At 70.2% G+C, this 22,353-nt stretch carries 20 protein-coding genes; 3 read left to right on the top strand and 17 right to left on the bottom strand.

Annotated elements, in window-relative coordinates:
• Window positions 1-5: 5 nt before the first annotated feature.
• From ABIC53_RS02285 to ABIC53_RS02260, 6 genes are all read right to left on the bottom strand, one after another.
• Window positions 6-1,289, bottom strand: a complete 1,284-nt coding sequence (locus ABIC53_RS02285; RefSeq protein WP_112617206.1) for an alpha-hydroxy acid oxidase — start codon at window positions 1,287-1,289, stop codon at window positions 6-8.
• Between the two features lie 48 nt (window positions 1,290-1,337).
• A complete protein-coding gene (locus ABIC53_RS02280; RefSeq protein ID WP_274178743.1) occupies window positions 1,338-2,057 on the bottom strand; it encodes a FadR/GntR family transcriptional regulator in 720 nt (239 codons plus the stop codon).
• 101 nt (window positions 2,058-2,158) lie between these two features.
• On the bottom strand, window positions 2,159-2,773 hold the full coding sequence (locus ABIC53_RS02275) for a thymidine kinase (RefSeq protein ID WP_274178744.1): 615 nt from the start codon (window positions 2,771-2,773) through the stop codon (window positions 2,159-2,161).
• Between the two features lie 5 nt (window positions 2,774-2,778).
• On the bottom strand, window positions 2,779-4,287 hold the full coding sequence (locus ABIC53_RS02270; RefSeq protein ID WP_181574220.1) for a malate:quinone oxidoreductase: 1,509 nt from the start codon (window positions 4,285-4,287) through the stop codon (window positions 2,779-2,781).
• Between the two features lie 20 nt (window positions 4,288-4,307).
• On the bottom strand, window positions 4,308-5,366 hold the full coding sequence (locus ABIC53_RS02265; RefSeq protein ID WP_274178745.1) for an aspartate-semialdehyde dehydrogenase: 1,059 nt from the start codon (window positions 5,364-5,366) through the stop codon (window positions 4,308-4,310).
• A 94-nt stretch (window positions 5,367-5,460) separates the two neighbouring features.
• Window positions 5,461-6,177 carry an NRDE family protein gene (locus ABIC53_RS02260; protein ID WP_274178746.1) on the bottom strand — a complete coding sequence of 239 codons (717 nt, stop codon included), beginning with the start codon at window positions 6,175-6,177 and terminating at the stop codon, window positions 5,461-5,463.
• A 71-nt stretch (window positions 6,178-6,248) separates the two neighbouring features.
• Here ABIC53_RS02260 and coaBC point away from each other — a divergent pair, with 71 nt between their 5' ends.
• On the top strand, window positions 6,249-7,460 hold the full coding sequence (coaBC, locus tag ABIC53_RS02255) for a bifunctional phosphopantothenoylcysteine decarboxylase/phosphopantothenate--cysteine ligase CoaBC (RefSeq protein WP_274178747.1): 1,212 nt from the start codon (window positions 6,249-6,251) through the stop codon (window positions 7,458-7,460).
• Window positions 7,461-7,610: 150 nt separating this feature from the next.
• On the opposite strand, the gene thrC is transcribed toward coaBC, so the two are convergent.
• A complete protein-coding gene (gene thrC, locus ABIC53_RS02250; RefSeq protein WP_282501278.1) occupies window positions 7,611-9,014 on the bottom strand; it encodes a threonine synthase in 1,404 nt (467 codons plus the stop codon).
• A gap of 95 nt (window positions 9,015-9,109) precedes the next feature.
• Entirely contained in the window at window positions 9,110-10,396 is a 1,287-nt protein-coding gene (locus ABIC53_RS02245; RefSeq protein WP_112617213.1) for an aspartate kinase, read from the bottom strand.
• 154 nt (window positions 10,397-10,550) lie between these two features.
• Here ABIC53_RS02245 and ABIC53_RS02240 point away from each other — a divergent pair, with 154 nt between their 5' ends.
• Window positions 10,551-11,942 (top strand): threonine/serine exporter family protein, encoded by a 1,392-nt coding sequence (locus ABIC53_RS02240; RefSeq protein ID WP_282501279.1) that lies wholly within the window; start codon window positions 10,551-10,553, stop codon window positions 11,940-11,942.
• Between the two features lie 81 nt (window positions 11,943-12,023).
• Here ABIC53_RS02240 and ABIC53_RS02235 read toward each other — a convergent pair whose 3' ends face one another.
• From ABIC53_RS02235 to ABIC53_RS02215, 5 genes are all read right to left on the bottom strand, one after another.
• Entirely contained in the window at window positions 12,024-13,052 is a 1,029-nt protein-coding gene (locus ABIC53_RS02235) for a 6-phosphofructokinase (protein ID WP_023955073.1), read from the bottom strand.
• A 171-nt stretch (window positions 13,053-13,223) separates the two neighbouring features.
• Window positions 13,224-15,377, bottom strand: coding sequence for a DEAD/DEAH box helicase (locus tag ABIC53_RS02230; RefSeq protein WP_112617215.1), 2,154 nt, complete (start codon window positions 15,375-15,377; stop codon window positions 13,224-13,226).
• A 210-nt stretch (window positions 15,378-15,587) separates the two neighbouring features.
• A complete protein-coding gene (locus ABIC53_RS02225; RefSeq protein WP_274178749.1) occupies window positions 15,588-16,232 on the bottom strand; it encodes a hypothetical protein in 645 nt (214 codons plus the stop codon).
• Window positions 16,233-16,258: 26 nt separating this feature from the next.
• Window positions 16,259-18,526 carry a heavy metal translocating P-type ATPase gene (locus ABIC53_RS02220; protein ID WP_282501280.1) on the bottom strand — a complete coding sequence of 756 codons (2,268 nt, stop codon included), beginning with the start codon at window positions 18,524-18,526 and terminating at the stop codon, window positions 16,259-16,261.
• Complete coding sequence (locus tag ABIC53_RS02215; protein ID WP_023955083.1) at window positions 18,526-18,738, bottom strand: heavy-metal-associated domain-containing protein; 213 nt, start codon at window positions 18,736-18,738, stop codon at window positions 18,526-18,528. Before ABIC53_RS02215 ends, ABIC53_RS02220 begins: the two co-directional genes overlap by 1 nt.
• A gap of 92 nt (window positions 18,739-18,830) precedes the next feature.
• Here ABIC53_RS02215 and deoC point away from each other — a divergent pair, with 92 nt between their 5' ends.
• Window positions 18,831-19,547 (top strand): deoxyribose-phosphate aldolase, encoded by a 717-nt coding sequence (gene deoC, locus ABIC53_RS02210; protein WP_282501281.1) that lies wholly within the window; start codon window positions 18,831-18,833, stop codon window positions 19,545-19,547.
• A 42-nt stretch (window positions 19,548-19,589) separates the two neighbouring features.
• Here deoC and ABIC53_RS02205 read toward each other — a convergent pair whose 3' ends face one another.
• Genes ABIC53_RS02205 through truB form a run of 4 tightly spaced genes read right to left on the bottom strand, consistent with a single transcriptional unit; the run spans window position 19,590 to window position 22,330 of the window.
• Window positions 19,590-20,561 carry a bifunctional riboflavin kinase/FAD synthetase gene (locus ABIC53_RS02205; RefSeq protein WP_112617565.1) on the bottom strand — a complete coding sequence of 324 codons (972 nt, stop codon included), beginning with the start codon at window positions 20,559-20,561 and terminating at the stop codon, window positions 19,590-19,592.
• On the bottom strand, window positions 20,558-21,010 hold the full coding sequence (locus ABIC53_RS02200; RefSeq protein WP_112617219.1) for a hypothetical protein: 453 nt from the start codon (window positions 21,008-21,010) through the stop codon (window positions 20,558-20,560). Before ABIC53_RS02200 ends, ABIC53_RS02205 begins: the two co-directional genes overlap by 4 nt.
• Before the next feature lie 34 nt (window positions 21,011-21,044).
• Window positions 21,045-21,413, bottom strand: coding sequence for a hypothetical protein (locus ABIC53_RS02195; protein WP_274178752.1), 369 nt, complete (start codon window positions 21,411-21,413; stop codon window positions 21,045-21,047).
• Complete coding sequence (gene truB, locus ABIC53_RS02190) at window positions 21,410-22,330, bottom strand: tRNA pseudouridine(55) synthase TruB (protein WP_354450169.1); 921 nt, start codon at window positions 22,328-22,330, stop codon at window positions 21,410-21,412. Before truB ends, ABIC53_RS02195 begins: the two co-directional genes overlap by 4 nt.
• Between the last annotated feature and the right edge of the window lie 23 nt (window positions 22,331-22,353).

Raw genomic sequence — 22,353 nt, 5'->3', positions numbered from 1 at the left:
CGTCGTCAGGCTCGCGACGCCGTCTTGGCCCGCGTGGCGGCGCGACGCGGAGCTGAGCCTGTGATCGGCACGAGCCGCTGCAGCTGCGTGACGTGACGCGGCTCGAGCTCCTCTAGGCTCGAGACGCCGAGCAGCTGCATCGTGCGCTCGATCTCGCTGCGCAGGATCGCGATGGTCCGGTCCACGCCCTGACGGCCGCCCGCCATCAGCCCGTAGAGGTAAGCGCGTCCGATCAGAGTGAACTTCGCGCCCTGCGCGATGGAGGCAACGATGTCGGCACCGTTCATGATGCCGGTGTCGACCATGACCGTGGCGTCCTTCCCGACCTCGCGCACGACCTGCGGCAGGAGGTGGAACGGCACGGGGGCGCGGTCGAGCTGGCGGCCGCCGTGGTTCGAGAGCACGATGCCATCGACTCCGAGGTCGATGAGCCGCTTGGAGTCCTCGACGTTCTGCACGCCCTTGATGACGATCTTCCCGGGCCACATGCTGCGGATGACCTCGAGGTCGTCGTAGCTGATGGTCGGGTCCATCGCGGCGTTGAGGAGTTCGCCGACGGTGCCGCCGGTGGTCGTGAGCGACGCGAACTCGAGCTTGGGCGTCGTGAGGAAGTCGATCCACCACCAGGGGCGCGGGATGGCGTTGACGATCGTCCCGACGGTCAGCGCGGGCGGGATGGAGAACCCGTTGCGCTTGTCACGCAGGCGCGCTCCCGCAACCGGGGTGTCCACGGTGAACATGAGAGTGTCGAAGCCCGCCTCGGCCGCCCGCTTGACGAGACCATATGAGATCTCACGATCGCGCATGACGTAGAGCTGGAACCAGTTGCGTCCGTGCGGGTTGGCCGCCCGGACGCCCTCGATCGACGTCGTCCCGAGCGTCGAGAGGGTGAACGGGATGCCGGCCGCGCCCGCGGCGGATGCCCCCGCGCTCTCGCCTTCCGTCTGCATCAACCGGGTGAATCCGGTCGGGGCGATTCCGAACGGCAACGCCGAGCGCCCGCCGAGGATCTCGGTCGACATGTCGACCGATTCCGCCGGACGCAGGATGTCGGGGTGGAACTCGATGTCCTGGAACGCCTGCCGTGCTCGCGCGAGCGAGATCTCGCCCTCCGCCGCACCGTCGGTGTAGTCGAACGCCGCCTTGGGCGTGCGGCGCTTCGCGATGGTCCGCAGATCATCGATCGTCAGGGCCGACGTGAGTCGGCGGCGGCGTCCATTGAGATCGGGGGCCTTGAACTGCATCAGTTCGAGCAGCTCGGGAATCTTGGGCAACTGTCGGGTGACCATATTCTCTCCTCAGTTCCGGCGGGGCCGACGGGGTCGGACCGGATGGGTTCAGGTGGATTCGGGGCGCACGGGGTTCGCGGACGCGTAGTACCCCGTGATGTGGTCGTGGACGGCGGTGCGGGCATCGTCTACCCGCTGTTCGTCGATCGCCGCCACGATCGCGTTGTGCTCGTCGCGCAGGCGGTCCACCGCGCTGTCCCAATCCGGGATGCGCGCGGCACCCTGGAGCACGTAGTCCTCGATCGACGATCGGAGGCCCGCCATCATCGCCGCCACGACTTCGTTGCCCGACGCCTCGGCCAAGGCGACGTGGAACTGCGCATCGAGTACCAGGAAGTCGGCGGGGCTGAGGTCGGCGGCATCCATCGCACGGAGCGCTTCGCGCGCCCGCTCGAGATCGACGTCGGACGAGCCGGCCAGCTCACCGGCGACCCACTCCTCGAGCAGGAGACGCGTGTTCACGACATCCGAGATGGCGAAGCCCTGCGCGGCGACCTGCAACCGAAGGAGCGCCTGCATGCCGCCGGTCGGGCGGGCCACGACGATGGCCCCCGCGCTCGGCCCCGATCCCGTCGCGGTGCGGATGAGGCCCATGACCTCCAGCACGCGGAGCGCTTCGCGCACGCTGGATCGCCCGACCCCGAGCTGCGCGACGAGGTCGCGCTCGGACGGCAGTCGGTCGCCGGGACCGAGCTTGCCGGCGAGAAGATCGGATTCGATCTTCTCCAATACGACGCGCCAGGCGCGCGCCGGGGTTCCGTCAGCCATGACGCCCCTCTCCTTGGTGGCCGGACCACGATACATCTTGTGGTCTGACCGCGCAAAGCCCTGGACAGGCGCGTCGTGAAACGTATCAGTCGCCGGATGCCTCAGGCGAGGCGACCACCCGACTCGCGGAGATAGCACTCAGCGCACATCGACTCGTACGTCACCCGGTCGAGAGCGAGCTCGTCGATCGCCACCTGGTCGCCTTCGAACACGAAGCGTCCGCCGACCAGACGTGCGTTGAAGAGGGCCTTCCGCCCGCAGCGGCAGATCGTCTTCAGCTCTTCGAGACTGTGCGCGAGCTCCATCAGACGCGCCGAACCGGGAAAGGCGCGGGTCTGGAAATCGGTGCGGATGCCGTAGGCGAGCACCGGGACGTTCTCCTCCACCACGGTCCGCAGCAGATCGTCGACCTGCTCCGACGTCAGGAACTGCGCTTCGTCGATGAGGAGGCAGGCGACATCCGCTCCCGTCTCGGCGCGCACGCGCTCACGATGCACGCCGAAGACGGCCCGCAGGTCGTCGTCCGCACCGACGAGGAAGTCGACGTCTCGCTCGACGCCCAGCCGGCTTGCGATCTGGCCGGCGCCCTTCGTGTCGATCTCGGGCTTCGCGAGCAGCACGTGCTGGCCGCGCTCCTCGTAGTTGTAAGCCGCCTGCAGGAGAGCCGTCGACTTGCCGGAGTTCATGGCTCCGTAACGGAAGTAGAGCTTGGCCATGCCCGTCAGGGATTGATCGAGAGCGCTTCGGCCGTCGCCTCGATCGACGCGCGAGCGGCATCCGCCCGCGGGTTCAGCGGCTGCCCGTAGCTCGGGATGAGCTTCTTCAGCTCGGGCTCCCAGCCCGCGATGCGGTCGGGGAAGCACGTCTTGAGAAGTCCGAGCATGATGGATGCCGCAGTCGAGGCGCCCGGCGAGGCCCCCAGCAGACCGGCGATCGACCCGTCGGCAGAGGTCACGACCTCGGTGCCGAACTGCAGCACGCCGCCCTTCTTCGGGTCCTTCTTCATGACCTGAGCACGCTGACCGGCCTGGATCAGCTCCCAGTCCTCGTCTTTCGCGGTCGGCATGAAGACGCGGAGCGACTCCACCTTCTTGCGGTGGTTCTTGAGCAGCTCGCCGACGAGGTACGAGATGAGACTCGGGTTGTCGACGGCCACCTTCAGCATCGGCAGCAGGTTGTGGGGGCGCACCTGCGACACGATGTCGGTGATGCGGCCGTTCTTGAGGAACTTCGGGCTGAACGTCGCGAACGGTCCGAACAGCAGCGAGGCCTCGCCGTCGACGACGCGGGTGTCGAGGTGGGGAACCGACATCGGCGGAGCACCCACCGAGGCCTGCGAGTACACCTTGGCCTTGTGCTGCGAGACGACGGCGGGGTTCGTGGTCTTGAGGAACTGCCCGCCGATCGGGAAGACGCCGTAGCCCTTGATCTCGGGGATACCCGACTTCTGCAGCAGCTTCAGCGCCCAGCCGCCGGCCCCGACGAAGACGAAGCGCGCGTCGGTGTGCCCGGGGGTCTTGCCGAGGCGATTGCGCCAGAAGACCCGCCACGAGCCGTCCTTCTGGCGGCTCAGCGTGCGCACCTCACGGTCGGTGATGACCTCCACGCCCTGCTCCTGCAGGTGCGAGAACAGCTGCCGGGTGAGCGATCCGAAGTCGACATCCGTGCCGGCGGGGACGCGCGTCGCCGCGAACGGCTCGCCCTTGCGGCGCTCCTGCATCAGCAGCGGCGCCCACTGGTTGATGACGCGCGAGTCTTCCGAGTACTCGATGCCCGCGAAGAGGGGCTGGTCCTTGAGCGCCTCGTAGCGGCGCTTGAGGAACGCGACGTCCTTCTCACCGCGGACGAAGGTCATGTGAGGCGTCGCGTTGATGAACGTCGACGGCTCGTCGAGGATGCCGCGCTCGATGAGCGAGGCCCAGAGCTGACGGCTCTGCTGGAACTGCTCGTTGATCGTGATCGCCTTGCCGGGATCTACCGAGCCGTCCGACGCCTCGGGCGTGTAGTTCAGCTCGCACAGCGCGGCGTGGCCCGTGCCCGCGTTGTTCCACGGGTTCGAGCTCTCCTGCGCCAGATCCGACAGGCGCTCGTGCACCTCGATCTTCCAATCGGGCTGGAGCTGCTTCAGCAGCACACCGAGCGTGGCACTCATGATGCCCCCGCCGATCAGGACGACGTCGACCTTTTCACTCACGATGCACCAGTCTATCCCGGTGGCGGCGCGCGGCATCCCGCCGCCCCGCCTTGACGTCAGAGACGCTCGGCGACGATCTCCGCGATCTGCACCGCGTTCAGCGCGGCACCCTTGCGGAGGTTGTCGTTGCTGATGAACAGCACGAGTCCCTTGCCCTCGGGCGCGGACTGGTCGGCGCGGATGCGGCCGACGTAGCTCGGGTCGTTGCCGGCTGCCTGCAGAGGCGTCGGGACCTCCTCGAGCACGACACCGGGCGCCGCGGCCAGGACCTCGCGCGCCCGCTCCGGCGTGATGTCGCGCGAGAACTCGGCGTGGATAGACAGCGAGTGACCCGTGAACACGGGGACGCGCACGCAGGTGCCGGCGACACGCAGGTCGGGCAGCTCGAGGATCTTGCGGCTCTCGTTGCGGAGTTTCTTCTCCTCATCGGTCTCGTTGTCGCCGTCGTCCACCAGGTTGCCGGCGAACGGGATGACGTCGAACGCGATCGGGGCGATGTACTTCTCGGGCTGCGGGAAGTCGACCGCCGAGCCGTCGTGCACGAGATCGAGCGTGTGTCCCTGAGCGAGGACCCCCTCGACCTGGCCGAGCAGCTCTTCGGCGCCGGCGAGGCCCGAGCCCGAGACCGCCTGATAGGTCGAGACGATGAGGCGCTCGAGCCCCGCCTCGGTGTCGAGCACCTTCAGCACCGGCATCGCGGCCATCGTGGTGCAGTTCGGGTTCGCGATGATGCCCTTCGGCGGGGTAACCGTGGCGTGGGGGTTGACCTCGCTGACGACGAGGGGAACCTCGGGGTCCATGCGCCAGGCGCTGGAGTTGTCGATGACGACGGCGCCCGCTTCTGCGAAGCGCGGCGCGTGCGCGCGCGATCCGGTCGCCCCCGCAGAGAAGAGCGCGATGTCGATGCCGGCGGGGTCTGCGGTGGCGATGTCCTCGATGATCACATCGTGCCCGGCGAACTCGATCGAGGTGCCCGCCGAGCGCGCGGTGGCGAACAAGCGCAGTTCGCGGATCGGGAAGTTCCGCTCGACGAGAATCTCGCGCATGACCTTTCCGACCTGGCCAGTGGCGCCGACGACGGCGACGGAGAGTCCGGAATCGGAGATGCGGGTCATAGCGGTTCCTTGCGTGGAGCGTGATCGGGTTTCGGCGATTCTATCGGCGCACCGGGGCGGGTCCGACGCACGTGACGGCCGATGACCGCGCGATTCACGCCATCTCGGGGCGGTTCCACTCCCCCGGCACGTCGAGGGCGCCGTAAGCGAGGTCGACCCCGCCAGTGCCGACGGAGGCGGTGCAGACGAGCAGCGACAAGGTCGGGACGCCGTACGGACGGTTGTCGCGGATGATCGCGGCGTCGTCGGTGGCCGGGGTGGCCGCGGTGTCCTGGAGCACGTCGAGCCAGGGCTGCAGGCCGTCCGCGCGATCGAGCTCCGGCGCGGCCGCCGCGAACTCGCCGAGCCAGCGACGGATCCGGGCGGTGCGCGGATCGTCGACGTCGTCGTGGGCGATCATGTGGGTGCCGGGACGGAGGTCGACCGTCCGCAGGGTCGCGGCATCCCACATCGAGACGCGGACCCCACCGGGCGAGACGTCGACGAGATTGAAGCCGTGCGTGGGCGGGGCGCCCGTCGGCGGCGAGCCCGCGACCGCATCCAGGACGATGCCGCCGCGCGACAGCGCCGGCGCGCCATCCGGGAGCACGTCGGCTCGATTCAGGATGACGGCCAGCCGGCGAGCGGCCGGGTCGGCGGCGAGCCAGGCCCCGCCGGCGCGACGGTCGCGCACGCCGACGACATCGGCGTGCGTGTCGGGCCACCAGGGACCGATCGGGTCCCACGCACGCGACGGATCCTCGTCGCGGACGGCCAGCAGCCGAACCGGCCGGCTCGGATCGGCGGGCACCTGGATGACGACGGTGCACATGGGATCACTCGCTCTCGGCGGCCGGTGGTCGATCCGCGCACCCCGCCCGGGGCCGTGGGAGGATCGGGGGCATGTTCATCGTAGTCGGGGTCACCGGTGGCATCGCCGCCTACAAGAGCGTCCAGCTCGTACGGCTGCTCGTCCAGCAGGGGCACGACGTCCACGTCATCCCCACCGAGGACTCGCTGCGCTTCATCGGCCTGACGACATGGGAGGCGATCAGCCGCAACCCCGTCACGACGTCCGTCCACGACGACGTCGCGCGTGTGCGGCACGTCGCCCTGGGGCAGAGCGCCGACCTCGTGATCGTCGCGCCCGCGACGGCCAACACGATCGCGTCGATGGCCGCGGGTCTGGCATCCGACCTGCTGGGCACGACGCTCCTCGCCACCACGGCACCCGTCGTGGTCGCCCCTGCGATGCACACCGAGATGTGGCGGCACCCGGCGACCGCCGCCAACGTCGCCACGCTCCGCGAGCGCGGCGTGCTGCTCGTCGGGCCCGCGGACGGCCCGCTGACCGGCGGCGACAGCGGCCCGGGCCGCATGTCGGAGCCAGAGGACATCGTCGCGGCGGCTCTCGCGCTGGTGTCCCCCGCGCCGACCGACCTCGACGGCCTGCACGTCGCGGTCTCGACCGGGGGCACCCGCGAACCGCTCGACCCCGTGCGCTTCCTCGGCAACCGGTCGAGCGGTCGTCAGGGCGCGGAGATCGCCGTCGAGGCGGCGCGGCGCGGCGCCACGGTGACGCTCGTCGCGGCATCCGTCGACGCCGGCGTTCTCGACGCCGCCATCGCGCACCCGCGCATCACGGTCCAGCATGTCGAGACCGCGGCTGAGCTCGGCGGGGCGATGTCGGATGCCGCCGCCGCGGCAGAGATCGTCATCATGGTCGCAGCCGTCGCCGACTATCGCGCCGCTCGGGTGTCGGAGCACAAGCTGCGGAAGGAGGACGGTCCGCTCGAGACGATCGAGCTGGTGCCGAACGACGACATCCTCGCAGGGCTCGCCGCCGCTCGCCGCGACGGTCAGACCGTTGTCGGGTTCGCCGCCGAGACCCGGGACGACGACCTGCTGGAGCGCGCGCGACGCAAACGCGACCGCAAGGGCGTCGACCTCCTCGTCGTGAACGAGGTCGGGTGGGACGCCGGTTTCGGTGCGGGCGAGAACGCCGTCGCCGTCATCGGACACGGCGGCACGGTTGTCGCCGAAGCCTCCGGTCCGAAGGACGCCGTCGCGCGCGCAATCTGGGACGCGATCGTCGCGCTCCGCGCCGCGAGCTGACGCTCAACCCCTGGCCGGGCGCGATACATCCGTCGGATGTGTGGTGCCCACGCGCACTCAGAGTCACGCGGAGGCGACACCAGCACCACCGGTCCTGCAGGTGTATCGCCACCGCCACGCCGCGGCGGGGCCGACTGCGGACGAGCGGGATCAGCTCAGGGCGCGCTCGCGGATGAAGGCCGTCAGCGCGGCGGCGTCGTCGGGCAGGTCGACGACGTGCTGCGGCGCATCGAGCATCGCCTGCAGCTCGTCGGAGTAGGTCATGTCGATCCCGATGGCTTCACGGATGGTCTCCGCGAACTTCTCGGGCTTGGCGGTCTCGAGGACGAGCATGGCCTCGCCGGGCTCGATGTACTGGCGAGCAACGGTGACTCCGTCGGCGGTGTGCGGGTCGATGATCTCGCCCGCTTCCTCGTGGACCGCGCGGATGGTGGCGAGGCGGTCGGCGTGCGTGGACGTTCCGCTGACGATGCCGAACTCGGCGGTGAAGCGAGCGAGGTCGGCGGAGAAGTCCGCGAAACCCTGCGACTCGAGATCCTTCCACGCCGCGACGACGCGCTCGGGGTCTCGCCCGACGAGTTCGAAGATGAAGCGCTCGAGGTTCGAGGCCTTGGAGATGTCCATCGACGGGCTCGAGGTCTGCAACGTCTGCGCGGCGGAGCGCGGACGGTAGATGCCGGTGCGGAAGAACTCGTCGAGCACGTTGTTCTCGTTCGCCGCCAGCACGAGCCGGCGGATCGGCAGACCCATCTCGCGCGCGTAGAACCCCGAGAGGATGTTGCCGAAGTTGCCGGACGGCACCGTGATCGAGACCTCGGCGTGGCCGTCGGCGTCCGTCGCGCGCAGCCAGGCCCAGAAGTAATAGACGACCTGCGCCGTGATGCGGGCGAGGTTGATCGAGTTGACCGCGCCGAGGCGCAGCGACCGCTTGACCTCGAGGTCGCCCGCGAGCTCCTTGACCAGGTTCTGGCAGTCGTCGAAAACGCCCTCGATGGCTATGTTGTGGATGTTCGGCTCGTCGAGCGAGAACATCTGCGCCCGCTGGAACGGGCTCATGCGGCCCTGCGGCGACAGCATGAACACGGCGATGCGCTCCTTGCCGCGCAGCGCGTACTCAGCGGCCGATCCGGTGTCGCCCGAGGTCGCACCGAGAACGTTGAGCACGGACCCCGTGCGCGCGAGAGCGTGCTCGACGACCTGACCGAGGAACTGCATCGCGAGATCCTTGAAGGCCAGCGTGGGGCCCTCGGAGAGCCCGACCAGCGTGATCCCGCCACCGATCCGCCGCAGCGGCACGACAGCATCGGGGAAGGGAGCGTATGCGGCCTCGGTCATGCGGGCGAGGTCGTCGCGCTCGATGTCGGTGGCGAAGAGCGCCAGGACCTCGGTGGCCAGCTGCGGGTAGGTCAGGGCACGCCAGCGCTCCAGGGTCTCGGGCGAGACCGAGGGCATCTCTTGCGGCACGGCGAGACCGCCATCGGTCGCGAGCCCCTCGAGGAGAGCGTCGCAGTACGGCAGCGGCTCAGCGCCGCCTCGGGTCGAGATGTACAGCACGCGGGGCTCCTCGGTGACGGGTCGGGGACGGCTTTCGATTGTCGCAGGTGCCGCGCCTGCCCGGCGTCGGCGGGGCGTCGACGGCCGGCGGGGCGTCAGCGCCCGGTGCCGGCGTAGACGACCGCTTCGGTGTCGCCGTCGAGCCCGTACGCCGTGTGCACGACGCGAGCCGCCTCGGCGAGCTCGTCGCCGCGGACGACGACGGAGATGCGGATCTCCGAGGTCGAGATCATCTCGAGGTTCACCCCGGCGTTCGACAGCGCTTCGAACAGCGTCGCGGAGACGCCCGAGTGCGTGCGCATCCCGGCACCGACGACGGAGAGCTTTCCGATCTGATCGTCGTGCACGAGGCTCTCGAAGCCGACCTCGCTCTGCTCGCCCGCGAGGGCGCGGAGCGCGACGGTCGCATCCGTCTTGGGCAGCGTGAACGAGATGTCGGTGCGACCCGTCGTGGCCGCCGAGACGTTCTGGACGATCATGTCGACGTTCGCGCCCGACTTCGCCACGATCTTGAAGATCTCGGCAGCCTTGCCCGGGACGTCGGGCACGCCGATGACGGTGATCTTGGCCTGGCTGAGGTCGGTGGCGACGCCCGCGACGATCGGCTCTTCCATCTCTTCTTCCTTTCGGCCTTCGGGCAGCGTCATCCCGGGACCGAGCACGAACGTGCCGGACCCCGAGCTGAACGTCGACCGGGCGTTGATCATGACGCCGTGACGGCGGGCGTACTCCACCGCACGGATGTAGAGGACCTTGGCGCCGTTCGCGGCGAGCTCGAGCATCTCCTCCGCCGAGACGACGCCGAGCTTGCGAGCCTTAGGCACAACGCGCGGGTCGGCGGTGTAGATGCCGTCGACGTCGCTGTAGATCTCGCAGACGTCGGCCGAGAGCGCTGCGGCGAGCGCGACGGCCGTGGTGTCGGATCCGCCACGGCCGAGCGTCGTGATGTCGCGGGTGTCGCGGTTGAACCCCTGGAACCCCGCGACGATGACGATCGCTCCCTCGTCGAGGGCCTCGCGCAGCCGCACGGGCGTGACGTCGACGATGCGCGCGGCACCGTGCGTGGCATCCGTGATCATGCCCGCCTGGCTGCCGGTGAACGACCGCGCCTCGAAGCCCATCGAGTGGATGGCCATCGCCAGGAGCGCCATCGAAATGCGCTCGCCCGAGCTCAGGAGCATGTCGAGCTCGCGGGGAGCCGGGATCGGTGCGACCTCGTTCGCGAGATCGAGCAGCTCATCGGTGGTGTCGCCCATCGCGCTCACCGCGACGACGACGTCATGACCGGCGCGGCGGGTGTCGACGATGCGCTTCGCGACCCGCTTGATGCTCTCCGCGTCGGCGACGGACGACCCGCCGTACTTCTGCACGATCAATGCCATGTGGGACTCCCGGATGCCGGTGCCGGCGCGATTGCTACGGGCGCCCGGATGCCGCGCCCACCGGACCATCTTACGGAGCGTCCCATGCGCGCAGCGCCATGTGACGACCCGTCCGGGAGCGAGGCCCCGGGCGCACGGACCTAGGCTGGAACCCATGGGACGCCGCTCGCTCTTCACGGCGCTGAATGCGCTCGTCCACACCTCCGATCCGGCCGGCGGCCCGGCGACGGAGATGCTCCCGGTGATCGACGACGCGTTCGCGGTGCGGGTGCTCGACCTGGCGATCCGACTCGGCGAGACGATGCTCGTGGCGGGCTCGCCGGCCAGCGAAGTGACCCTCACGATCGTGCGGGTCTCGGGGGTCTACGGCCTCGACCCGGTGCACGTCGACGTGACGTACAACTCGATCACCGTCGCGCACCATCGCAGCGGCGAGGACCGACCGATCACGCTCATGCGCGTGGTCCGCGGCGCCGCGCCCGACCATGCACGGCTGCAGCGGTTGCAGGCGCTCGTGGCCGAGATCCGGTCGGGACTCCCCCTGGATGCCGCGGCCCTGCGCTTCCGCGGCATCCGTCGCACACCGTTCCGGTATCAGCAGCCCGTCGCCGTCGCCGCGCAGGCGCTGCTGGCGGTCGGGGTCGCGGTGATGTTCGGGGCGAACTGGCTCGTCATCGTGCTGTCGTTCCTCGCCGCGGGGTCGGCGGCGGTGACCCAGTTCCTCCTGGGCCGGGCGCGCGTGCCGTTCTTCTTCAGTCAGATCGCCGGGGCGTTCGTGCTCACGATCGTCGCCGCGGCCTCCCCGCTTCTTCGAGCGACGGGGTGGGAGGCCGCGATGACCATGCGCCCCTCCGTCATCGTCGCCTCGGGCATCGTGCTGATGCTGGCGGGCCTCACCGTGGTCGGGGCGGCTCAGGACGCCATCGACGGTTTCGCGCTGACGGCGATGGGCCGCATCCTCGAGCTGGTGACGCAGACTCTCGGCGTCGTGCTCGGCATCCTCGCCGGCATCGAGACCGCGCGAGTCATCGGGCTGGGCCTGGAGGCCCCGACGGAGGCGCTGCCGCTCGGACCCGTGCCGCTGCAGTTCCTCGGCGCAGGTCTGATCGCCCTCGCCGTCGCCGTCATCAACGGGGCCGGGCTCCGCATCATCGTCGTCAGCGTCGCGCTCAGCATCGTCGCGTGGCTCGGATACGTGGCCGCGGCCTCGCTCGGCTTCGAGACGGCGGCGGCGAGCGGCGTCGGCGCGTTCGTCGGGAGCCTCGTCGGCATTCTCGCCGCTTATCGTCTGCACGTTCCGTCTGTCGCGATCACGACGGCGGCGATCCTGCCCATGGTCCCCGGTGCCGCGGTGTTCCGCGGGCTCCTCGGCGTGGTCGAGTCGGGTGACAGCCCGGCGACCCTGCTCACCGGATTCAGCACCCTCGCGGCAGCCGCGACCGTCGGCATCGCCCTGGCGGTGGGCGCGTCGCTCGGCATCTACCTCGGCCAGCCGCTCCGCGCGTCGCTGGGGTCGGTCATCCGTGCGCGCGCGCGGGTGCGCTGAAACCGAGAGAAGCGAAACGGCCGCGTCACGAGCAGGCGGGGAACCTGCCGCGGACGCGGCCGAGACGAAGCGACGCGGAGATCAGCCGAACAGCGCGGCGGCCTCCTCGTAGCGGTACAGCGGAACGGTGTTCAGCTCGCCGAGGGCCTCGTCGAACGAGACGCGGACGATGTCGGTGCCCTTGAGCGAGACCATCTGACCCCAGGCACCGTCGACGAGCGCGTCGGCCGCCGCGAGCCCGAGGCGCGTGGCCAGCACACGGTCGAACGCGGACGGCGAGCCGCCGCGCTGGATGTGACCGAGCACGGTGGCGCGCGTCTCGATGCCGGTCAGGCGCTCGATCTCGGGAGCGAGCACCTCGCTGATGCCACCGAGACGGGGACGGTTGAACGCGTCGAGGCCCTTGTCGCTGTAGGCCTCGTCCTGACCCTTCAGCTTGAAGCCCTCCGACACGACGACGAGCGGGGCGCGGCCACGGTCGAACGCCTTGGTCACCTGCGCCGTGATCTCCTCGATCGACATCGGCACCTCCGGGATGCAGATGACGTGGGCGCCGGCGGCGATGCCGGCGTGCAGGGCGATCCAGCCGACGTGACGGCCCATGACCTCGGCCACCATGCAGCGCTGGTGCGAGTCACCGGTCGTGCGCAGGCGGTCCATCGCGTCGGTCGCGATGTTGACGGCGGTGTCGAAGCCGAACGAGTAGTCGGTCGCCTTCAGGTCGTTGTCGATAGTCTTCGGCACACCGAGGACGTTGATGCCGTCGTTGGCGAGACGGTTGGCCGCAGCGAGCGTGCCTTCGCCGCCGATGGCGATGATGCCGTCGATGCGGTGCTTGTCGAGGGTCGCCGCGATGTTCTCGGCGCCGCCACGGGGGCCTTCGTACGGGTTGGTGCGGCTCGTACCCAGAATGGTTCCGCCGACCTTCGACAGGCCCTTCACCTCGTGGCGCGTGAGGGGGAAGAAGTCGCCGTCGACGACGCCGCGCCAGCCGTCGCGGATGCCGACGAACTCGATGTTGTACGAGGTGGTGCCCTTGAGCACGACGCCTCGGATGACAGCGTTGAGTCCGGGGCAGTCGCCGCCGCTGGTGAGGATGCCGATCTTCATGGGGAGATCCTTCGTTGTTGCTCAGGGTGGAGTGTGGCGACGCTGCCTCAGGTCGAGACTATCGTCGCGGCGCGGGTGCTGCCAGGCGAGCCCGCCGGGAGAACTCGCGAGGCCCGTGCGGATGCGACCAGGCGCGCCCTCCGACCACCGACGAACAGCGGAGAGGACGGCTCAGTCCGCGCCGAGCGCCTGACGCAGCAGGTGCATGAGAGCCGACAGCTGCACCGAGTCGCTCGAGGTCGGGTCGACGGCCTCACCATCGAGCGCCCGAGCCGCGAGACCCTGCTTCGAGTCGATGAGCTCGGCGATCTTCGTGTCGATCGTGTGAGCGGCGATGATCCGCCACGCGGTGACGGGCTCCTCCTGACCGATGCGGTGCACCCGGTCGATCGCCTGCGTCTGCTCGGCCGCCGTCCACGACAGCTCGGCGAGGACGACGTTCGAGGCTGCCTGCATGTTCACGCCGACGCCGGCAGCCGTCAGCGAGCACACCGCGATGGCGACATCGGGATCGTTGTTGAACGCGTCGATCGCGTCCTGGCGTGCCGTCGCGCTCTGATCGCCGCGCAGCGACACGGTCCGCAGCCCGGCGGCCGCGAAGTGGGCCTCAGCGGCATCCATGACGTCGATGTGCTTGGCGAAGAACACGACCTTGCCGACGGAGCGCTGCAGCTGGGCCGCGTAGTCGGCGGCGAGCACGGCCTTGGCCTGGCCGATGCGGCGGACCATCGTGAAGACGTTCTCGGCGCCGGTGCCCGCGGCCTTCGACTCCTCGAGCTCCTGCGTCGCGACGAGGCGCACGATGTCGGAGTCGGCCTCGCCGATGAGCACACGGTCGCCGCGCGCCTCGATGATCCGGCGGTACCGCGCGGCGAGACGCTCGCCGAGCTCGTGCTCGGCCTGGCGGATCGACCGGCCGTACTCGTCGTCGAGCTGCACGGGCAGGTCGGCGATGAGCTTGTCGGGAAGGTCGGCGGCGACGTCCTTCTTCTTGCGGCGCACGATGCCCATCGAGATGACGGCGTCGCGGGCAGCGGGATAGAACGCCTTGTCGGCCGGCGTGAGGCCGGTCTCGTCCAGACGCTCCATGAGCACGGGGCCGGGCTTCTCGCCGTTGGTCCACCCCAGGAACCGCCAGATCGCGTCGAAGTCCTCGACGTCGTTGATCAGCGGGGTTCCGGTGAGGGCCAGCATGAGCGGGTCGCGCACCTGCTCGCGAATGCGGCCCGCGAGGGCGAGCACGTTCTGCGAACGCTGCGAGCTGAGGTTCTTGATGAAGTGCGCCTCGTCGACGACCATGCCGCGCAGGCCGATCGAACCGAGCCACGAGAGGTGGCGGTCGAGCACCTCGTAATTGACGATGAAGACGTCGGCGAACGCGTCGATCTGATCGCCGTCGCCCGAGATCACGGTCGCGCGTCGCTGCGGCGTCCAGCGCTCGACCTCGCGCGCCCAGTTCATCTTGACCACGTTCGGCACGACGGCCAGCAGCGGATAGGCGCCGGCGACGGATGCTGCGAGCACCGACTGCGCCGTCTTTCCGAGACCCGGCTCGTCGGCAAGCAGGAACGAGCGGTGACCGGCTCGCACCGACTCGAGGAACCGCGACTGGTGCGGCATGATCTCGAGACCCTTGGGCGACAGGCGGTCGAACTCCGGCACGGGAGGCAGGTCCATCGAGGCAGCCGCCCCGCCGGCGCCGGACTCGAACGCCTTGTAGAGCGGCCCCATCAACTCCCAGCCGTCGAGTCTCCGACGCGGGGTGTCGTGCGGCGCGTGCAGCTCGAGGTCGGGCGCGAGGAAGGGGTTCGCCTCGCGTCGTGCGATCACCTGCGGCGGTGTGACCTGCCGGTCGGCGAGAGCCGCGGGCACGACGGGCGCCTGAACCGGAGCGGCATCGGTGATGATGAGCTCGTCCTCCGGCAGCTCGGCACCCGACTCGAGAAGCCAGTCGCGCCGCATCCGCTTCGCCACCGGCGACGTCGCCTGGTCGACCTCGAGCAGCTGGATGAGAGACGTGTCGCGCGCGGCCGTCTTCGCGAGGATCGTGGCGACGCCGTCGAGCCGCTTGAGCAGCTCCGCCCGGGCGGCGGTGGAGACGTTCTCGTCGGCCTTCACCCGCGCGCGCTCTTCGCGCACCAAGAAGGCGATGACCTGGAACTTGACGCGGTTCGTGGGTCCGAGCTTTCCGCGCTGGGCCTTGGCCTCGACCTCGCGCACCTTGCGCGCCAAGATCGGGATCAGCGGCGCGTCATCATCGCGTCGGGCGGACGAAGATCTCCGTCGGCGGTTGGCGGTCGCTGCGGCGGTGGCCATGGTCGGCATGCTCCTCCTGAGCCTGAGTGCCGGAGTTCCGTCGTGACGGAAACGTACGAGGTGCCGCTCGAACGGACACCGGAGCGTCATGCGAGCGAAGGGCGTTCGCGTCGGTCGGCCACGGGCACTCGCTTCAGCGAGCTGCGGCGTCGAACCCGACGATGTCCCCGCTCACCATTCTATGCCATGACCGGCGCGCCCCGCGATGCGGGGCGTTACTCAGCGCCAGAGCTGAGCGACGATGCCGGGGGTGTAGGAATCGGGGCTGTAGTTGACCCACCGCGTCGACACCCAGGCGTTCCCGCGAAGGAAGTGAGTCTCACCCAAGTCGACGACTTCTTCGTCCATCGAGAGCATCTGCTGCGATGTCCGGAAGTAAACGCCTCCCGAAGCTTCCTCTGAGCCGAAGCCCGCGGTGGACAACGCGTCAGCGATGAGTTCGGACTGGGCGGGCGAGACGAGTGCCACGGTGGTCGCGATGCCTCGGTCGGAGGGCTTTCCCCACGTGCAACGCAAGCTCGGCACCCCCGATTCGAGCACCGTCAGGGCCTCGGCGTTCTCGGTCGAGTACATCGTCACGCCAGGGTCGTTCAGCGGGGCGATCTCAGCGTCGAGCGTGGCGCGCAGATCGCCCGTGAAGAGCTCGTCGCATGACGACGGCAGATTGATCTCGTCGGTTGTCGACCGCGTCTCGACAGGGCTTGGCGTCTCCGACGGAGTGGGCGCGAGCGACGGCGTCGCGGCCGACTCGGACGGAGCGGGTGTAGCAGCTCCGCCGGCGGGAGTCGCGCATGCCGTAGCCAGCAGCGCGACCGCCGTGACGACCGGGATGAAGCGGAGAGCTGTGCGGTGTCTGACGGCCATGAACTGATCCTAACGAGCCGGGTCGGCTACGCGCTCCGGCGCGCGGGCCGCAACGCCGATCGCAGTCGCAGGCTGTTGAGCACGACGAAGACGCTCGAGAACGCCATGGCGGCCGCGGCGACCATCGGGTTGAGCAGACCGGCCACCGCGAGCGGCACGGCGGCGACGTTGTAGGCGAAGGCCCAGAACAGGTTGCCGCGAATGATGCCGAGGGTACGGCGGCTGAGTTCGATCGCCTCGGCCACGGCCCGGGGGCTGCCAGCGGTGAGCGTGATGTCGCTGGCGTGCTTGGCGGCATCCGTGCCACCGCCCATCGCGATGCCGAGGTCGGCAGCGGCGAGGGCGGCCGCGTCGTTGACGCCGTCGCCGACCATCGCGACGCGCTTCCCCGCGGCCTGGCGGCGCCGTACCTCCTCGAGCTTGCCCTCGGGACGCACGTCGGCGACCACGTCGTCGATGCCCAGCTCGCGGGCGACCGCCCCCGCGGCGCCGGCGTTGTCGCCGGTGACCAGGACCACCGAGGCCCCGGTGCGGTGCAGCCGCGCCACGGCTTCGCGGGCGTCGTCGCGGACCCGGTCCGAGACCGCGATGACCGCACGGACCGCCCCGTCCCAGCCGACGGCGACGACGGAAGCACCGGATGCCGCGGCGTCGCGCGCGGCTTCATCGAGCTCGGAGCTCAGCTCGCCCAGTCGCTGGGTGACGAAGGCGACGCTCCCCGCGGTGACCTCGCGCCCCTCGACTACGCCGCTGACGCCGCCTCCGGCGACGCCCGTGAACTCCGTCACCGGCGGCACGGTGCCAGCGGCTGCGACGATCGCGCGCGCGATCGGGTGCTCCGAGGCGGATTCGACGGCGCCGGCCGCCCGCAACGCGTCGTCGCGATCGGCTCCGGCCGCGGTGACGACCGAGGCGACGGACATCCGCCCCTCGGTGAGGGTGCCGGTCTTGTCCATGAGCACGACGTCGATGCGCTCGGCGGCCTCGAGGGCTTCGGGACCGGTGATGAGGATGCCGAGCTCGGCGCCTCGGCCGGTGCCGACGAGGACGGCGATGGGCGTCGCGAGCCCGAGCGCGCACGGGCAGGCGATGATCAGGACCGCGACGGCGGCGGTGAAGCCCGCGGCGACGGGTGCGCCGGCGATGACCCAGCCGAGAAGGGTCAGCACTGCCACGACGATGACGACGGGGACGAACACCGCCGAGACGCGGTCGGCGAGACGCTGCACGCGGCTCTTGCCCGACTGGGCCTCGTCGACCAGCCGCGCCAGATGCGCGAGGCGGGTTTCGTCGCCGACCGAGGTGGCGCGTACCCGCAACCGTCCGCCGGAGGCGATCGTGCCGCCGGTGACCTCGGAACCGGGGCCGACGTCGACGGGCACCGACTCGCCCGTCAGCATGCTCTCGTCCACCGCCGCCGCGCCGTCGACGACGATGCCGTCGGTGGCCACCTTCTCACCGGGCCGCACGATGAACTCGTCGCCCGCATGCAGCGCGTCGATGCCGACGCGACGCCCGTCCGGCAGCTCGACATCCGCCGCCCCGAGCTCGAGCAGGGCGCGCAGCGCGGCGCCCGCACGTCGCCGCGAGCGCTGCTCGATGTAGCGACCGAGCAGGATGAGCACGGTCACCGCTGCGGCGACCTCGAAGTAGACGAGCGATGTCGGGTCGTGCACGGGGCCGAAGAGGACGACGTCGTGACGGATGCCGATGCGCCCGGCGGAGCCGAACAGCACCGCCCACAGGCTCCAGGCGAAGGCCGCGAAGGTGCCCAATGTGACGAGCGTGTCCATCGTCAGCGCGCCGTGGCGCGCGTTCGCGAAGGTGGCGCGGTGGAACGGCCAACCCGCCCAGAACACGACCGGCGCGGTCAGGACGAGCGACACCCACTGCCAGCCGGGGAACTGCCACGCCGGCACCATGCCGAGCGCCACGACGGGCGCGGCGAGCACGATGCCCCAGATCAGCCGGGTGCGCAGAGTGGTCTGGCCCGGCATGTCCTCGACGTCGTGCTGGTGGCCCGGAGCGTCATGATGCTCCGCCGGATGCTGCGCCGGAGAGGAGCGCACTCGAGCGGTATACCCCGCCTGGCCGACGGCCTCGACCAGGTCGTCGACCGAGACGGCGGCGGGATGCTCGACGCGCGCCGACTCGGTCGCGAGGTTCACCGTCGCGTGGACACCGTCCAGGCGCTGCAGCCGCTTCTCGACCCGGGCGACACAGCTCGCGCACGTCATCCCCTCGATGTCGAGGACGGCATGGCTGCTCTCCCGCCCGGCGGTGTCCGCGCTCATCAGCGGCGTCCGGTGACCGTGTAGCCCGCCTCGGCCACAGCGGCCGAGACGACGTCGTCGTCGGGCGGCTGCACAGCCGTGACCGCGACGGTGCCGGCGTCGACGTCGACGGCGACGTCGGAGACGCCCGGGACGAGCCCGAGCTCGCGGGTCACCGCTGCGGCGCAGTGCCCGCAGGTCATGCCTTCGACGGTGTAGGTCTGAGTCGTCATGATGCTCCTTCGTGGTTCAGCGACGACAACAGGATACCCCCCAGGGGTATTCCCGTCGATGCCTCGAGATCCGGACGGCGTACGCTGAAAGCATGTCCACGATCTCCGAGCGCGAGCTCGCCGCGACCCTCGACCACGCCATCCTCAAGCCCGAGCTGACCCGCGACCAGGTCGACGCCGAGCTCGACATCGCCGCCGAGTGGCGAGTCTTCTCGGTGTGCGTACGCCCCTCCGACATCCCGCACGCTGTCGCGCGTCTCGCGGGCACCGGTGTCGCCGTCGGTACGGTCATCGGCTTCCCCCACGGCACGACGTCCACGGCGTCGAAGGTCGCCGAGGTCCGTCAGGCCGCCGCGGACGGCGCCTCAGAGTTCGACATGGTCGTCAACATCGCCGCGCTGCGCTCGGGCTTCGACGACGTCGTGGTCGACGACATCCGCGCCGTGGTCGAGGCCGCCGAAGGCAAGATCGTCAAGGTCATCCTCGAGACGAGCCTGCTCGATGACGAGCAGATCGCCCGCGGCAGCCGCCTGACCGAGGCCGGCGGCGCCGACTTCGTCAAGACCTCGACCGGCTTCGCCGGCGGCGGGGCGACAGTTCCCCACGTCCGCCTCATGCGCGAGAACGTCGGCGAGGCCGTGCAGGTCAAGGCCTCCGGCGGCGTGCGCAGCTTCGCTGACGCCGTCGCGATGCTCGACGCAGGCGCCACGCGCCTCGGCACGAGCGGCAGCGCGACCATTCTCGGCGAGGCGCGCCGACTCGAGGCCGGCGGCGCAGCCACCGGCGCGGTCGACGAGTCGTCGTACTGATCCCGCGGGCTGCGGCCCGCACGGGCGCGCGAGGCGCTGGCCTCAGGCGAGGGCCTCGCGCACGCGGACGACATCGTCGTCCATCTGCTCGATGAGCGCCGGGATACCCGCGAACGCGACCATCCCGCGGATGCGGGCCGTGAAGCGGACCTCGACGCGGTGACCGTAGAGGTCGAGATCCGTCTCGTCGAGCACGTACGCCTCGACCTGTCGCTGCGGCACGTCGTCGAACGTGGGATTGGTGCCCACCGAGATCGCCGCCGGATACCGGATGACACTTGCCGGCATCGCGCCGTCGGCACCCGGCATCCCGAGGTCGACGAGCCAGCCGGCGTACACACCGTCGGCCGGGATGAAGCCCGCGGCGTCGGTGGCGAGGTTCGCGGTCGGATACCCGAGTTCCCGGCCGCGCTTGAGTCCGTGGACGACCTCGGCCTCGACCGCGTGAGGGCGGCCGAGCAGGCGGGCGGCACCGGCGACATCGCCGGCCGCGAGCAGATCGCGCACCCACGTCGACGAGACGCGCCGGCCGGCGTCGCGGGCGCGGACGTCCGTGACGACGTCGACATCGAAACCGTGCTCGCGCCCGAGTGCGGCCAGCACCTCGGGATCGCCCTCGCCGCCTCGACCGAAGCGGAAGTCGTCGCCGACGAGGACGCCGACGGCACCGAGCGCGCGAACGAGGATGCTCTCGACGAAGTCACGCGCCGAGAGCGCTGCGAGCTCGGCGTCGAACCGCAGCACGAGGACGGCATCCACCCCGGCCGCCGCGAGGAGCCCGATCTTCTGATCCAGAGCGACGAGCGGCTCGGGGCAGAGCTCCGGACGCAGCAGGCTCAGCGGGTTGCGGTCGAAGGTGACCGCCACGACACGCGCGCCGCGGGCGGCGGCATCCACCCGGGCCCGGTCGATGACCGCGCGGTGCCCGGAGTGCACGCCGTCGAACTTGCCGATGGCCACGACGCTCGGGCCGAAGTCCGCGGGGACCTCCGCGGGGTCTCGGTACACGGTCACCATGACGATCCCTCCAGGACGGCCGGGCGCTCGCTGCTCTCTCCGGCACCGTTGCGGTGCGACACGAGCCACCAGATCCCCACGAAGGGCAGGGCGAGCGGAACCCAGAAGTAGCCGAAACCGTAGCCCGACCAGACGGTGGCGTCGTGCGAGAACAGGTCGGGCAGCACGAGGCTGAGCGTGCCGACGACGAGCACCCCGGCCAGCTCGAAGCAGATCGCGACCCACGCGATCGCGTACCAGGTGCGCGAGCCCGACTTCACCAGCGCGACGGTCGCCAGCACGTACACCAGCGCCGCGGCCGCCGACAGTGAGTACGCGAGCGGTGCGTTGGAGAAGTCCTCGACGATCTGGACGAACGAGCGTCCCGTCGCGGCGAGCGCCATCACGGCGTACACGACCACGAGGACGCGGCCGATGCCGGTCATTCGAGGGCGGGGATGATCCATGACCCCACCAATGATAGGCGTCGCGCGGATGGCTTCAGACGACCTGAACCGTCCAGATCACCTGCATCCGCCACACCATGATCGCGACCGACAGGGCGGCGACGCCGAGGATGACGGTGCTCCAGCGACTGCGTTCGATGAGCGCCCAGAACACAGCGGCAGGCGGCAGCAGGACGGCCGAGACGAGATACACCCAGAACTCCAGGAGACTGCCCGAAGGGGCGTTGCCTGCGAGCGGGGCGATGATCGCGACGACGACCTGGGTGATGAGAAGCACCTCGACGAGGGCGAGCGACCCGACCGAGAGGTCGCTCGGGCGGCGGTTCGCGAGGCCGAGGACGGTACAGAGCAGACCGGCGGCGACCGCCACCGCCACCTGAACGATGGTGAAGACCGTGATCATGCGTCCTCCGCCATGTTCATCAGGCTCTTGACGTCGTCGCCGCGACGCTCGACGATCCCCACCAGTCGCCCATCGGGGTCGATCGCCGCCGGGTGCGGCGCCGACAGGCGCGCCGCCGCTCCGACGAGACGCTTGCCGTGGCGCAGGTCGCGCGCCTCGTCGGCGGTCACCTCGAAGGCGCCGAGCACCGCGGCCGCGACATCCGCGTCGCGCAGCAGCGTCGCGTCCGGGGCGATCTCGGCCTCGGCATCCGACACCTCGAAAGGTCCGATGCGGGTGCGCCGGAGCGCCGTCAGATGCCCGCCGACGCCGAGATCTGCTCCCAGGTCGCGGGCCAAGGCGCGGATGTAGGTACCGCTCGTGCAGTCGACGATGACGTCGACGTCGATCGCGCGGGATCCGCCCGCGACATCGTTCAGGACGACGTCGCGGACGTCGCGCACATCGAAGCGAGAGACGGTGACGCGACGCGCCTTCAGCTCGACTTCTTCGCCCGCGCGAGCGAGGTCGTACGCCCGCTTCCCGCCGACCTTGATCGCCGACACCCGGCTCGGTACCTGGTCGATCTCGCCGGTGAGCGCCGCGATGCCGCGATCGATGCCGGCGCGGTCGACCGCGGCGAGGGCTTGGTTCGTCGCGTGCTCCGTCACGGTGCCGTCGGCGTCGTCGGAATCGGTCGAGACGCCGAGGCGGATCGTCGCCTCGTAGGTCTTGTCGAGCCCCACGATGTAGGTCAACAGGCGGGTCGCCGGCCCCACACCGAGGACGAGCAGCCCCGTCGCCATCGGATCCAGAGTGCCGGCGTGGCCGATCTTGCGGGTGCCGAGGGCTCGACGGGCTCGGGCGACGACGTCATGACTGGTCATCCCGCCCGGCTTGTCGACGAGCAGGATGCCGCGGGGCGCGGGTTCGGGCATGTCTCCCAGCCTACGGTGACGCC

Source organism: Microbacterium sp. 1262 (assembly GCF_040544895.1).
Classification (GTDB): domain Bacteria; phylum Actinomycetota; class Actinomycetes; order Actinomycetales; family Microbacteriaceae; genus Microbacterium; species Microbacterium plantarum.
This window is presented reverse-complemented; position numbering and strand designations above follow the sequence as displayed.